Source organism: Klebsiella sp. CN_Kp073 (assembly GCF_040065495.2).
GTDB classification, from domain to species: Bacteria; Pseudomonadota; Gammaproteobacteria; order Enterobacterales; family Enterobacteriaceae; genus Klebsiella; species Klebsiella aerogenes.
Genome location: NZ_CM198051.1, coordinates 573,649 through 586,292 on the forward strand (window position 1 = coordinate 573,649; position 12,644 = coordinate 586,292).

Sequence of the window (12,644 nt, forward strand, 5' to 3'; positions counted from 1 at the left end):
CCGGGCTTACCGCGTCACTAACCTAACAACTCCTCTTTCACCTGCATCGCTAAATCAAAGGAATGCAGGCGCGCCTGGTGGTCGAAGATCTGGCCGTTAACCATGATTTCGTCCGCTTCCGTTTCGCGAAGAATCGACGCTAACCCGTGGCGAACTTTGGTTTTATCGCCAACCAGCGACATGCTTAATGCCTGCTGCACACCATACTGCTCGGACGCTGACCACAGCTGATGCATATTTTCCACCGGCGGCGGCAACTGCCCGGTTTCGCCGCGGCGCAGCTTAACGAAGGCCTGCTGCATCGAAGTAAAGAGGAACTCCGCGTCGCGATTGCTATCGGCGGCGATAATATTGATGCATACCATCGCGTACGGTTTTTCGAGCCGCGCCGAAGGTTTGAAATTGCTGCGATACAGATGCAGCGCCTGGAATAACATGTCCGGCGCGAAGTGAGAGGCGAAAGCAAACGGCAGACCAAGCTGCGCCGCCAGCTGCGCGCTGTACAGGCTTGAGCCCAGTAGCCACACCGGAATTCGTTCGCCATAGCCGGGAACCGGGCGCACCTGCGGATGAGCATCGCGGGCGTCAAACCAGTCCACCAGCTCCGCCACATCGCGCGGGAAATTATCGACATCGCCGCTCATATGGCGACGCAGCGCGCGCATGGTCGGCTGATCGCTGCCCGGCGCGCGGCCAAGGCCGAGATCGATACGTCCGGGATACAGCGTATTCAGGGTGCCGAACTGTTCGGCGATCACCAGCGGCGAATGGTTTGGCAACATCACGCCTCCGGAGCCCAGATGCAGGGTGGTGGTATTGGCGGCAAGATAGCCAATCAACACCGAAGTCGCCGCGCTGGCAATGCCCACCATATTATGGTGCTCAGCCAGCCAGTAACGGTGGTAGCCGCGGGATTCCGCCAGCCGGGCGAGAGCGAGAGAGTGGGAAAAGGCTTCTTTAGCCGAAGATCCCTGCGGGATCGGCGCCAGATCGAGCACCGAGAACGGAATGGTTTTATCAGTCATAAAGGCTCACTTTTCTAGCTGCTAATCATTTAATACTGCATTAAAGAATAGTGAATGGTGTTAACAAAGTGAGCTTTATAAAGCGAGAAGCGGAAAGAAGATGCTTTTGATGGGGCTACGTGTATCGGGCCTACAGTAGATACGGTTATGGATTTGCCACTTTCTCCGCTATGGAAAAGTATCTCATGTTACTTTAGAGCATATTGCGCTCCGGCTCTTTCTCCAGCGTTATATCTCTCATGACGCAGGGAGCGCACAGGGGGCGGCCAGTCGCCGCCGCCCCCTGTACCCCCGGGCTCTGGCCGCCAAAATCGCCACTCCGTGGTTCCTTCGACTTATCCCTACAGGCTTCGGGTCGGGCCGAGGCAGCGTCCTTGCAAATCACGGCCCTCAGCCCGCATCCATGCGGGCTGCCCCGGCCTTCCGGGAACGTCTCAGCGATTTTGAGGCCACCAACACCGGTAGTTTCAGCCGGAAAAGTGGATAAATTAACGACCGGCCACGCGGATTGTAGGCCGGATAAGGCATTTATGCCGCCATCCGGCAGATGTATCAGACCTGCAGCTCCAGCCCGGCCAGCCGTTTCCAGTAGCCGTTGCAATCGCTGTTGGCGGTGAGATCCAGCGGCGCAGCGCCATTTTCGTTGGCGCGGAAGGCGTCGAGCATGGCGAAGGTCTCGCTGCCCATCGGCGACAGGCGCACCATATCCACCAGACCGTGCATCGAGGTTAACTCGTTGCCAAGGTTATAGACGTAGCCGCTCATCGTCTGAATGCCGTTAAGCACAAACACCTGCTGGTTCTCCTGCGACAGCATGCTGCGCCCGGTTGGGTACTTGATGCAGCAGGTTTCGCATTCGTCTTTTGGCCGGTCTTCCGAGCGGGCGGTAAAGCAGCGCGCGGAATAAGCCAGCGGCAGATGGCCGTAGCTCAGCACTTCGACTTCAAACTGGTTGCGAATGCCCAGTTCTTCGCACTGGGTCAGCAAATTAGCCAGCCAGTCGCGGGAAAGCTCCACTGGCATGCACCAGCGCGTCATGCCCTGCTTCAGCAGGAGGCGCAAAGTGACGGCGTTGTAGCAGTTCAGCGCATGACCGGCGACGAAGGGCAGCTTGCGTTCGGCGCAGAGGTTGACCACGCCGAGGTCACTGGCTTCAATCAGGAATTCGCCGTTCTCGACATAGCGCTTCAGCTCGCCCAGTTCGGAGGAGGCCTGCACCAGCGCGAGGGTGGAGAGCACCACCTGCTTGCCGCTACCGGCCAGCGCTTTCGCCATTTCGATCCAATCGCCGACTTTAGTGGCGCGGCGCTTGCTGCACACCGCCTCGCCCAGATAAATGGTGTCAGCGCTACTGTTTGCCGCCTGCTGGTAAAAATCTTCCAGCGTCTCTTTTGGCCAGTAGTACAGCACCGGCCCTAATGAATATTTCATGTTTCTCACTGCCATTTACGGTGATAGGCGCCAAGGGTGGTTTGCGTTCCTTCGGACATCGAACCAAGGGTTTCCATCCATGCGGATTGCGGCACGAAATTCTGCGGATCGGCTTTACAGCGGTCGATCGCCTGACGCCAGACTTTCGCTACCTGGGTGACGTATGCCGGGCTGCGCTGACGGCCTTCGATTTTTACCGAGGCGATATTGGCGGCCATCAGTTCTGGCAACAGCTCCAGGGTATTGAGGCTGGTGGGTTCTTCCAGCGCGTGGTAGCGCTCGCCGTCGACCAGGTAGCGGCCTTTGCACAGCGTCGGATAACCGGCATTCTCGCCATCCTGATAGCGATCGATCAGCACTTCGTTAAGGCGTGACTCCAGCCCCTGCGGCGTTTGCTGCCAGCGGACGAAGCGCGCGGGCGAACAGGCGCCGACGGTATTTGGCGATTCGCCGGTGAGATACGACGAGAGATAGCAGCGGCCTTCCGCCATGATGCATAAGCTACCGAAGGCGAAGACTTCCAGCGGTACCGGCGTGGCGCGGGCTAACTGTTTCACCTGGTGAATGGATAACACCCGCGGCAGTACGACGCGGGCAACGTCAAAGTTGCGGTGATAAAAACGCACCGCCTCTTCGTTAGTGGCGGACGCCTGCACTGAAACGTGACGTTCAATGTGCGGATAGCGTTCCGCGGCGTACTCCAGCATGGCGATATCGGCGAGGATAAGCGCGTCGGCGCCCAATTGCGCGGCCATATCCACAGCACGCTGCCAGCGGGCATAACCGTCGGGATGGGCGAAGGTGTTAATCGCGATATGTAGCTTACGGCGATGCTGGTGCACAAAGCTGACGGCTTCCTGCAATTTCTTTTCGGTGAAATTAAGGCCGGCAAAGTGGCGGGCATTGGTGTCATCTTTCAGCCCGATATACACGGCATCAGCGCCGTTTTCGATGGCCGCCTTAAGTGCCGGGAGGTTACCGGCGGGGCAGAGCAGCTCCATAATTTTTCCTGAAAAACGCGGCCGGTCAGGGACGCAAAATGGTTAACGAGCTGGGATTTTAGTTAACCTTCTGGTGACAATTTTTGATTTGAGGCAGTTAAAAGCGTATTGGTGGGCTCAATAGCTGGCGACCATCATCGCGATTTTGTTGATTTACGCCGCTATGTCGTTTATTTGATATGGCACAATAGCGAAACTATTGCATGCATGGAGTGAAGCTTGTGTTGGATGAACTGCGTTCCCGGCTGGTCCGTTTTGGCCCGTCTTTAATGAGCGTGCCGGTTAAGCTGGCGCCTTTTGCCCTCAAGCGCCAGGTGCTGGAACAAGTATTGAGCTGGCAATTTCGCCAGGCGCTGGCGGATGGAGAACTGGAGTTTCTCGAAGGTCGCTGGTTAAGTATTAATGTGCGCGATATTGGCCTGCTGTGGTATACCTCGGTAGTCGACGGTCGCCTGGTGGTCAGCCAGCAGGCTGACGCCGACGTCAGCTTTAGCGCCGATGCCAGCGATCTGCTGATGATTGCCGCGCGTAAACAGGATCCGGATACGCTATTCTTCCAGCGTCGTCTGGTGATTGAAGGTGATACTGAGCTGGGTCTATACGTGAAGAACCTGATGGATGCCATCGAGCTGGAGCAGATGCCGAAAGCACTGCGGGTCATGCTGCTGCAGATGGCGGATTTTGTCGAAGCAGGCCTGAAGAGCCCGCAGAAACCTGAACAGACATCGGTAGGTGAGGCATGCTGATTCGAGTGGAAATTGGGATTGATGCGCCGGGTATCGACGCGCTGCTGCGCCGTACGTTCGGCAGCGACGCGGAAGCGAAGCTGGTGCACGATCTGCGTGAAGATGGTTTGATCACGCTGGGCTTAGTCGCCACTGACGATGAAGGCCAGGTGGTGGGCTACGTTGCCTTTAGCCCGGTCACCGTCGAAGGCGAAGAGCTGCAGTGGGTAGGTCTGGCGCCATTGGCGGTAGATGAAAGCTATCGCGGCCAGGGTATTGGCCGACAGCTGGTCTACGAAGGGCTGGATTCATTAAATGAATTTGGCTACGCCGCGGTGGTTACGCTGGGCGAACCGGCGCTGTATGGCCGTTTAGGCTTTGAACCCGCCGCCGCGTTCGATTTACGCTGCCGCTGGCCGGACACCGCGGAAGCCTTCCAGGTGCACCGTCTGGCGGATGACGCGCTGCAGGGCGTACACGGTCTGGTCGAGTACAGCGATCATTTCAATCGCTTCTGAGCCCCTCCAGCAGGGTCTCGAACGAACCATCCCCGGCAACGAGGCGCTCTTTCTGGCGCTTCGTTAGCTGCTTGATGCGATACTCCAGCCGCAGAGCGAGTGAGTGGTCACCAACTTTCTGACTAAACGCCAGCGCCAGTTCGCCTTTGCCGCGCAGCGCTTTCGCTCCTTTGCCTTCCTGATGCTGAAGAAAGCGGCGCGGAACATCGGTGGTAATGCCGGTATACAGGCGGTTATCAGCGGTTCGAATAAGATAGAGAAACCAGCACACGGTAATAACGTCAGTCTGTTAGGGTGTGTGCACCATAGCATAATGGAGAATAAAGATGGATACGCTTGCCGCGATTAGCCGCTGGCTGGGTAAACAACACGTCATCACCTGGTGCGTCGCACGTGATGACGAGCTGTGGTGCGCCAATGCGTTTTACGTTTACGATCCGGATAACGTCGTTTTTTATCTGCTGAGCGACGAAAAAACCCGTCACGGCCAGATGACCGGCGAACGCGCGAAGGTCGCCGGGACGGTCAACGGCCAGCCAAAGACCGTTGCCTTAATCCGCGGCGTGCAGTTTAAGGGGGAGATCCGCCGCCTTCACGGTGACGAAGAGGCTGAGATGCGAAAACGCTACGTTAAACGCTTTCCGGTCGCCCGCATGTTGTCGGCGCCGGTGTGGGAGATCCGTCCCGACGAGCTTAAATTTACCGACAACACGCTGGGTTTTGGCAAAAAGCTATATTGGCTGCGCGACTCAAGCTCCGAGCAGGCGTAGCGCCTCGCGATTGAACGCCGGAAGATCGTCCGGGGTTCTGCTGGTGACTAACTGATCGTTATCAAGCACCACTTCCTGATCGTAAAACTCACCGCCGGCGTTTTTCACGTCGACCACGATGGGTTTAACCGCCGTGAGCTTACGCCCGCGAATGACGTCTGCGCTGATGAGTAACTGCGGGCCGTGACAAATGGCAAAGACCGGTTTACCGCTATTCACGAAGTCGCGAGTAAAAGTGACGAAGCGCTCATCACCCCGCAACTGGTCCGGTGAATAGCCGCCAGGCAGCAACAGGGCGTCAAACTGCGCCGGCGTCACGTCATCAATCGCTTTGTCGATCGCCACTTCAGCCTCGCCTTGCTTCCCTTTTACCGTTTTTCCTGCCTGTTTCTCAATTGTCACGACCTGATGCCCGGCAAGTTTAAAAGCCTCGGCAGGTGAGGTGAATTCAGAATCTTCGAAGTCGTCGGTGATTAGTACGGCAATCTTTTTACTCATTCTTCCTCCGATCTTTTGGCAGTGAATGAGGCATTTCCATGATGATGGTGGATACTTACCTCGTAAGCTATTAAGCCTGGAACATGTGGGGCAAAGTGCAAGGCAGACAATTCTGCAAAGGAGATTTGATGAGTCAGGTATTATTAACCGGCGCGACTGGCTTAGTTGGTGGGCACTTACTTCGGCTGCTACAGAGTGAGCCGCGTATTAGCGCGATTGCTGCGCCAACGCGCCGTCCGCTTGCTCCGGCGGAGGGGATATTCAATCCACACGATCCGCAGTTGACCGATGCACTGGCGCAGGTGGTTGATCCTGTCGATATCGTATTCTGCTGCCTGGGCACCACGCGACGGGAAGCGGGGAGTAAAGAAGCGTTTGTGCATGCTGACTATACGCTGGTGGTGGATACGGCGCTGGTCGGGAAGCGCCTCGGGGCGCAACATATGCTGGTGGTCAGCGCGATGGGCGCCAATTCGCATTCGCCCTTCTTCTATAACCGCGTGAAAGGAGAAATGGAAGAGGCGCTGATTGCGCAGGAGTGGCCGCGGCTGACTATTGCCCGTCCTTCGATGTTGCTGGGCGATCGGGAGCATAAACGCGCCAATGAAACGCTCTTTGCACCGCTATTTCGTTTTCTGCCTGGAGACTGGAAAGCCATTCAGGCCCGCGATGTGGCGACGGCTCTGCTGGCCGAGGCGCTGGCGCCGAGCCATGAAGGCGTCCAGATCCTGACCTCGTCTCAGCTACGGGAACGCGCCGCCAGGCAGGCGGATTAATCATTTTCAAATTTGGACGGCAGGCGTAGTATTCACCTCCTTATTTATTATCTCTTCTCCCTGGGGAATGCTATGGCTGGTCAGTCTTCATCTCAGGCGGCATCACCATTTCAATGGTGGAAACCCGCGCTGTTCTTTCTCGTCGTTATCGTTGGCCTGTGGTACGTCAAATGGCAGCCGTATTACGGTAAAGCCTTTACGGCCGCGGAAACCCACAGTATCGGTAAATCTATTCTCGCCCAGGCTGATGTAAACCCGCTGCAGGCGGCATGGGATTACGCGATGGTTTACTTCCTCGCGGTCTGGAAAGCGGCGGCGCTCGGCGTGCTGCTCGGTTCGCTTATTCAGGTGCTGATCCCCCGCGACTGGCTGCTGCGCACGCTTGGGCAATCTCGTTTTCAGGGCACGCTGCTGGGAGCGATTTTTTCGCTACCGGGGATGATGTGTACCTGCTGCGCCGCGCCGGTTGCCGCCGGAATGCGTAAACAGCAGGTGTCGATGGGCGGGGCGCTGGCGTTCTGGATGGGCAACCCGCTGCTGAACCCGGCGACGCTGGTTTTTATGGGTTTCGTGCTTGGCTGGCAGTTTGCTCTGATCCGGCTGGTAGCCGGGCTGGCGACGGTGCTGGTGGTGGCGACGCTGGTGCAAAAATGGGTAAAAGAGGCGGCGACGCAGCCGGTAGCGGCGGAAGACGTTAGCCAACTGAAGAATGATGAGGGCAGTTTTATCAACCGCTGGCTGCGCGCGCTGTGGTCGCTGTTCTGGAGTACGATCCCGGTTTACATCCTCGCGGTGCTGGTACTGGGCGCGGCGCGGGTCTGGTTGTTCCCGCACGCCGAGGGCGCGGTCGATAACACGCTGTTCTGGGTGATCGCAATGGCGATAGCCGGTTGTCTGTTCGTTATCCCGACGGCGGCGGAAATCCCGATTGTGCAGACGATGATGCTGGCTGGAATGGGCACCGCGCCGGCGCTGGCGCTGCTGATTACCTTGCCTGCGGTGAGCGTACCGTCGCTGGTTATGTTGCGTAAGGCGTTTCCGGCTAAAGCGCTGTGGCTAACCGGCGGGCTGGTGGCGTTGTGCGGGGCGATCGTCGGCGCGCTGGCGCTGGTGTAATTTATCCGGCGCGGGGCGCCGGATTTTGTGCCGGGTGGCGGCTGCGCCTTACCCGGCCTACGGTCCGTGCGGCCTGCCTTTAATTTATACTGCCGGTGTTGGTGGCCTCAAAATCCCGGTGGCGCGGGGCTACAGCATAATGCTATTTGGTAGCCCGGCTTAGCGAAGCGCCAGCCGGGTTAGATAACGTTTATTTAAGATAGGTAAAGGCGGTGGTGACGCGGCTCACGCCGCTTACCCGGCTGGCGATATCTGCCGCCGCGCGGCCTTCACGGTCGGTGACCAGGCCCATCAGGAACACTTCGCTATTTTCGGTCGTCACTTTCACGTTGGAAGACTTCACCTGATCGCTGCCCAGCAGTTGGGAACGAACTTTGGTGGTGATCCAGGTATCCGACGACGCGGTACCTAAGCCAATCGGCTGGCCTTGACGCACTTCATTGAAGACTTCGGTAGTCCCTTCAACTCCCATCGCGATTTGTTTGGCGCGAGAGGAGAGATCGGCGGTCGGCGACTGACCGGTCAGCAGGACCTTACCCTGATAAGCGGTGACGTTAATACGCGCTTCTTTCTTAATCTGTTCATCTTTCCCTAAGGCGCTGTTAACGCGTAGCTCCAGGGTGCTGTCATCAACCTGCGTACCCACCGTACGCGGGTCCGTTGCCGCTTTGGTGCCGACGGCTGCCGTACCGACTACCGCTGCGGCGACGCAGCCCTGTAGCAGTAGCGCAGAAAGCAGGATGGCGAGGGGCGAGAGAGCCTTCATGTGTTCTCCTTATTCGTCCTGGTGTGGAAAAAGCGTGTTATCAATCAAATCGCACAGACAATTGACGGTAAGCATGTGCATTTCCTGGATCCGCGCGCTGCGGTGCGAAGGAATGCGGATTTCAACGTCCTGCTGACCTAACAGGCCAGCCAGCTCGCCGCCGTCGTAACCGGTTAACGCCACGATAGTCATATCGCGGGTGACCGCCGCTTCCACGGCTTTCACGATATCCCGACTATTGCCGCGCGTAGAAATCGCCAACAGTACGTCGCCGGCGTGACCCAGCGCGCGCACCTGTTTAGCGTAGATTTCATCATGCAGGCGATCGTTGGCGATTGCGGTTAAGACCACATTATCGGTATTTAGTGCAATGGCGGGTAAACCAGGGCGCTCTGTTTCGAAACGATTGATCATGCTGGCAGCAAAATGCTGTGCGTTGGCGGCGGAGGTGCCATTACCACAACAGAGGATTTTGTTGCCGTTAAGCAGCGACTGAACGAGCGTCATAGCCGCGCGCGAGATGGCGTCCGGGAGCGCTTCCGCGGCGGCGATTTGGGTTTGAATGCTTTCGGTAAAGCAGGCTTTAATTCTGTCGAGCACGGGATCCCTTAAATCTGATAATACGCTATTCGCCAAAGGCGTTTTTCAGCCATTGGATGTCGTTGCCGGTGAAGGCTACCACATCGAAACGGCAATCCACAGTATCAAAACTCCCATTCTGCCGGGAGAGCCACAGACGAGCAGCCTTGAGAAGACGTTGTTGCTTTTGCGGCGTGACGCTGGCGGCGGCATCGCCGTAGCTGGCGCTGCGCCGGTAGCGCACTTCGACGAACACGATAACCGCGCCGTCGCGCATAATAAGATCGATCTCGCCGCCGCGCTCGCGGGCGTTGGCGGCGATAAAACGCAGTCCATGCCGTTCTAACCACCGACGCGCCTGGCTTTCCCAGGCGTCGCCGGTCTGTTTGCTTAGTTGGCTGCGACGATTTGTCCCTGCTGGTACTTGAGCCATGATAACTTCCTGTTGATCACGCAGTCCGGCGTGGCCGTCAGATCGCCCGTATTGCCGTTCAGCTCGTAACCTGGGCTCTGGCGCATTTGCGCGAAATGATTCGCCAGCGACCAGGCGTCGGCGCCCATCGCATACAGACGCGCCAGCGAGTAGTCGTTACGCACGGCGGAGAGCGCCTGCTGCATCAGCGCCGGGTTACTGCCAGCCAGCATCGGGATTTCGCTATATTGCAGGCCTTCCATCTCCAGACGGAAATCCGGGCCGGAGGTGCCCTGGGCGCTGCGGGAGCTGGCGTACAGGGTGACGTTGCTCTGGCTGCCGTTGCGCATGGCGATCAGCGGCTTGATATAGCCAATTTGTTCCGGGGTAGCGACGATATAGGCGGCATCGATGCTGCCGCCGCTGCTGACCGGAACGTCGCCTGGGCTGCCGAGCGAGCTATCCACAGATGACGGCAGCGTCGATACCGGGCTGCCGGTCAGCGAGATGCCGCCGCCGTTGACGCCGGATTTCAGCTCCGCTGTCGATCCCAGACGTTGCTGCAGCACCGTACCGCCGCCCAGTTTCAGCCACTCGTCGGCGAACGCGCTGACCACGCGGTCGCCAAGCGCGCCGCGCGGCACCAGTAGTAACGGCGTTTGCTTGCCCTGATCGTGAATATGACGCGCCGCGTCGCGGGCTTCATCTTCCGGGGAGAGCGCGAAGTAGCACAGATTCGGACGGTTCTCGACTTTGCCCGGCTGATTAAGGGCGAGCACGTTCAGCGAGGTGTTGCTTTTCATCACCTCTTCGACGTTTTCTTTCAGCAGCGGGCCGACCACGAGGGTGGCGCCGTCCTGCTGTACCTGCGCCAGCAGCTGGCTCATCGGCTGGCTGGTGGTATCGTAAATCTTCAGTTCAGCGGCAGGATTGGCGGTGGTCGCCACCGCGGGCTGCGGCTGCGCGGCTGGCGCGCTCACCGGTTGTGCTACCGGTTGTGCTGCCGGCGTTGCGGTAACCGGGGCGGATAGCGGAGCGGCTGCTGGTTTTGCGGCAGGCGCGGCCTGCGTCTCCGCTGTCGCCTGCACCGGCGCGGCCTGGCTGCCGGTGGCGGTGAGATCGCCGACTTCCGCCTGCGAAGGGCTCACCACATCGTTATTGCCGGCAACATTCGCCGCCTGGGCGACCTGCGCCGGCACTGCGCTGCCCTGGACCGCTGGGGCGCCATTCTTCGCCGCTTCAAAACCCTGCTGGATAGTGCGGCCGAAAATCGCCGCCTGGCCGTTCAGAGGCAGCAGCAGGGCGATTTTATTGGTCGAGGCCGGTTTATAGTTTTGCATATTCACCAGCGCAGTGGGCAGCATCTGCGCCCCCGGGTTCTGCGGATAACGGATTTGCCAGTCTTTGACGCCCGCTTTCAGCATTGCCGGATCGTTGCGGTTGTCGAACCACATCCGCTGCAGATCGAGCCAGCCCTGCAGCACGTTTTCGTCGGCATTGATTACCAGCGCGTTGGCCTGCTGTGGGGTCATCGCCGTTAGCGCTTTCCATGTGGCGTCGATGTTTTGTTGTTTTTGCTTCGTCTGGTTTAGCAGGGGCTGCTGGGCAATCAGCGCACGCAGCAATGCCAGAGACGGCTGTCCCTGGCTGGCGTCAATTTGCGCCTGCCAGTAGCGCGGCTGCTGATTTTTCTCAAAACTGAGAGGATCGAGTTTGCTCAGCAATGCCTTCGCGCCCTGGTAATCGCCTTGCGCCAGTTTGACTTCCACCGCCAGCAGCGACTGTTCGCGGGCCTGCGTGCTGTTCAGGTTCGACGGCAGTTGGTTGTACAGGTCGATAGCCTGCTGCTTCTTACCTTCCTGCAGCAGTGCACGAATGGCGAGTAATTGCCAGTTGGTCTTGCTATCATTCGTGCTTTGCTGCATCTGCTGTAGGTAGAAACTGGAGTTGGCCTGCGACGTACCCTGCATAAACGCCGTGCTTTGATCCTGCGTGTGGGTGCCGCAGCCAGCAAAAAGAAGAGTAGCCAGCAATACGGGCAGACAGCGCGCGGGCTTAGAACGAAGAAATGTTGACGGTACCATATGTATCCAGTGATATTTTTTTGGCTCAATGCTCAATATTAAATCGGCAATACGGACGAGACAATGAAACAACACGAATCAGCGGATAATTCTCAGGGGCAACTGTACATTGTGCCCACTCCGATAGGGAATCTGTCTGATATCACGCAGCGCGCACTGGAAGTGTTGCAAGCTGTTGATTTAATTGCTGCGGAGGATACCCGCCATACCGGTTTGCTGCTGCAGCATTTTGCGATTAACGCCCGTTTATTTGCCCTTCACGACCATAACGAGCAGCAAAAGGCCGAAACACTTTTAGCGAAATTAAAAGAGGGGCAAAACATCGCGCTGGTGTCCGATGCCGGCACGCCGCTGATTAACGATCCCGGCTACCATCTGGTGCGTACCTGCCGTGAAGCCAATATTCGCGTCGTGCCGCTACCGGGCCCTTGTGCAGCGATTGCCGCTCTGAGCGCCGCCGGTTTGCCGTCCGATCGTTTCTGCTATGAAGGTTTCCTGCCGGCGAAATCGAAAGGCCGCCGCGATACCCTGAAGGCGCTGGAAGAAGAGCCGCGCACTATTATCTTTTATGAGTCAACGCACCGTCTGGTGGAGAGCCTGGAGGATATCTGCGCGGTTCTGGGCGAATCCCGTTACGTAGTGTTGGCACGCGAGCTGACCAAAACCTGGGAGTCTATCCACGGCGCGCCGATTGGCGAGCTGGTGGCGTGGGTGAAGGAAGACGAAAATCGCCGCAAAGGCGAGATGGTGCTGATCGTCGAAGGTTTTAAGGCCCAGGAAGAGGCGCTGCCGGCAGCCGCGCTGCGGACTCTGGCGCTGCTACAGGCGGAACTGCCGTTGAAGAAAGCCGCCGCGCTGGCCGCGGAAATTCACGGCGTGAAGAAGAACGCTCTGTATAAATACGCGCTGGAGCAGCAGGGATAACCACTGCGCCCGGGGTTAA

Annotated in this window: 15 protein-coding genes; 6 read left to right on the forward strand and 9 right to left on the reverse strand. The window is 58.1% G+C overall.

Features of this window, described 5'->3' with window-relative positions; genetic code table 11:
- Positions 1–17: 17 nt before the first annotated feature.
- From ABLV66_RS02850 to ubiU, 3 genes are all read right to left on the reverse strand, one after another.
- Entirely contained in the window at positions 18–1,025 is a 1,008-nt protein-coding gene (locus ABLV66_RS02850) for a luciferase-like monooxygenase (protein ID WP_045394935.1), read from the reverse strand.
- A 552-nt stretch (positions 1,026–1,577) separates the two neighbouring features.
- Positions 1,578–2,456: a U32 family peptidase gene (locus ABLV66_RS02855; protein WP_348876253.1), complete on the reverse strand. Its 879-nt coding sequence runs from the start codon at positions 2,454–2,456 to the stop codon at positions 1,578–1,580.
- 5 nt (positions 2,457–2,461) lie between these two features.
- On the reverse strand, positions 2,462–3,457 hold the full coding sequence (gene ubiU / locus ABLV66_RS02860) for a ubiquinone anaerobic biosynthesis protein UbiU (protein ID WP_045377933.1): 996 nt from the start codon (positions 3,455–3,457) through the stop codon (positions 2,462–2,464).
- 221 nt (positions 3,458–3,678) lie between these two features.
- Here ubiU and ubiT point away from each other — a divergent pair, with 221 nt between their 5' ends.
- Both ubiT and ABLV66_RS02870 read left to right on the forward strand, forming a co-directional pair.
- The gene (ubiT, locus tag ABLV66_RS02865) at positions 3,679–4,203 is read left to right on the forward strand and encodes a ubiquinone anaerobic biosynthesis accessory factor UbiT (protein WP_015369536.1); all 525 of its coding nucleotides are present in this window, start codon (positions 3,679–3,681) and stop codon (positions 4,201–4,203) included.
- Positions 4,197–4,700 carry a GNAT family N-acetyltransferase gene (locus ABLV66_RS02870; protein WP_015703593.1) on the forward strand — a complete coding sequence of 168 codons (504 nt, stop codon included), beginning with the start codon at positions 4,197–4,199 and terminating at the stop codon, positions 4,698–4,700. Before ubiT ends, ABLV66_RS02870 begins: the two co-directional genes overlap by 7 nt.
- Here ABLV66_RS02870 and ABLV66_RS02875 read toward each other — a convergent pair.
- Entirely contained in the window at positions 4,687–4,977 is a 291-nt protein-coding gene (locus ABLV66_RS02875) for a GIY-YIG nuclease family protein (protein ID WP_026612209.1), read from the reverse strand. The two genes, ABLV66_RS02870 and ABLV66_RS02875, sit on opposite strands and share 14 nt — an antisense overlap.
- Positions 4,978–5,026: 49 nt before the next feature.
- Between ABLV66_RS02875 and ABLV66_RS02880 the strand changes: the two genes are divergently transcribed.
- Positions 5,027–5,470: a YhbP family protein gene (locus tag ABLV66_RS02880; protein ID WP_047044733.1), complete on the forward strand. Its 444-nt coding sequence runs from the start codon at positions 5,027–5,029 to the stop codon at positions 5,468–5,470.
- Here the strand turns inward: ABLV66_RS02880 and ABLV66_RS02885 are convergent.
- Positions 5,450–5,968 (reverse strand): type 1 glutamine amidotransferase domain-containing protein, encoded by a 519-nt coding sequence (locus ABLV66_RS02885; protein WP_015703592.1) that lies wholly within the window; start codon positions 5,966–5,968, stop codon positions 5,450–5,452. The genes ABLV66_RS02880 and ABLV66_RS02885 overlap by 21 nt on opposite strands.
- Before the next feature lie 128 nt (positions 5,969–6,096).
- Here ABLV66_RS02885 and ABLV66_RS02890 point away from each other — a divergent pair, with 128 nt between their 5' ends.
- Together ABLV66_RS02890 and ABLV66_RS02895 are read left to right on the forward strand one after the other, a co-directional pair.
- Positions 6,097–6,744, forward strand: a complete 648-nt coding sequence (locus ABLV66_RS02890) for an NAD(P)H-binding protein (protein WP_045394931.1) — start codon at positions 6,097–6,099, stop codon at positions 6,742–6,744.
- A gap of 72 nt (positions 6,745–6,816) precedes the next feature.
- Positions 6,817–7,860 (forward strand): permease, encoded by a 1,044-nt coding sequence (locus ABLV66_RS02895; protein ID WP_045394930.1) that lies wholly within the window; start codon positions 6,817–6,819, stop codon positions 7,858–7,860.
- Positions 7,861–8,050: 190 nt separating this feature from the next.
- Here the strand turns inward: ABLV66_RS02895 and dolP are convergent, their stop codons facing one another.
- The 4 genes from dolP to ABLV66_RS02915 are packed head-to-tail and all read right to left on the reverse strand — an operon-like array spanning position 8,051 to position 11,701.
- Positions 8,051–8,626: a division/outer membrane stress-associated lipid-binding lipoprotein gene (dolP, locus tag ABLV66_RS02900; protein WP_045394929.1), complete on the reverse strand. Its 576-nt coding sequence runs from the start codon at positions 8,624–8,626 to the stop codon at positions 8,051–8,053.
- 9 nt (positions 8,627–8,635) lie between these two features.
- On the reverse strand, positions 8,636–9,226 hold the full coding sequence (gene diaA, locus ABLV66_RS02905) for a DnaA initiator-associating protein DiaA (protein ID WP_015369544.1): 591 nt from the start codon (positions 9,224–9,226) through the stop codon (positions 8,636–8,638).
- Positions 9,227–9,251: 25 nt separating this feature from the next.
- On the reverse strand, positions 9,252–9,638 hold the full coding sequence (locus ABLV66_RS02910; RefSeq protein ID WP_047077792.1) for a YraN family protein: 387 nt from the start codon (positions 9,636–9,638) through the stop codon (positions 9,252–9,254).
- Positions 9,596–11,701, reverse strand: coding sequence for a penicillin-binding protein activator (locus ABLV66_RS02915; protein WP_047077793.1), 2,106 nt, complete (start codon positions 11,699–11,701; stop codon positions 9,596–9,598). The genes ABLV66_RS02910 and ABLV66_RS02915 overlap by 43 nt, the downstream gene beginning before the upstream one ends.
- A gap of 63 nt (positions 11,702–11,764) precedes the next feature.
- On the opposite strand from ABLV66_RS02915, the gene rsmI reads away from it, so the two are divergent.
- Entirely contained in the window at positions 11,765–12,625 is an 861-nt protein-coding gene (rsmI, locus tag ABLV66_RS02920) for a 16S rRNA (cytidine(1402)-2'-O)-methyltransferase (RefSeq protein WP_045394926.1), read from the forward strand.
- Positions 12,626–12,644 lie beyond the last annotated feature (19 nt).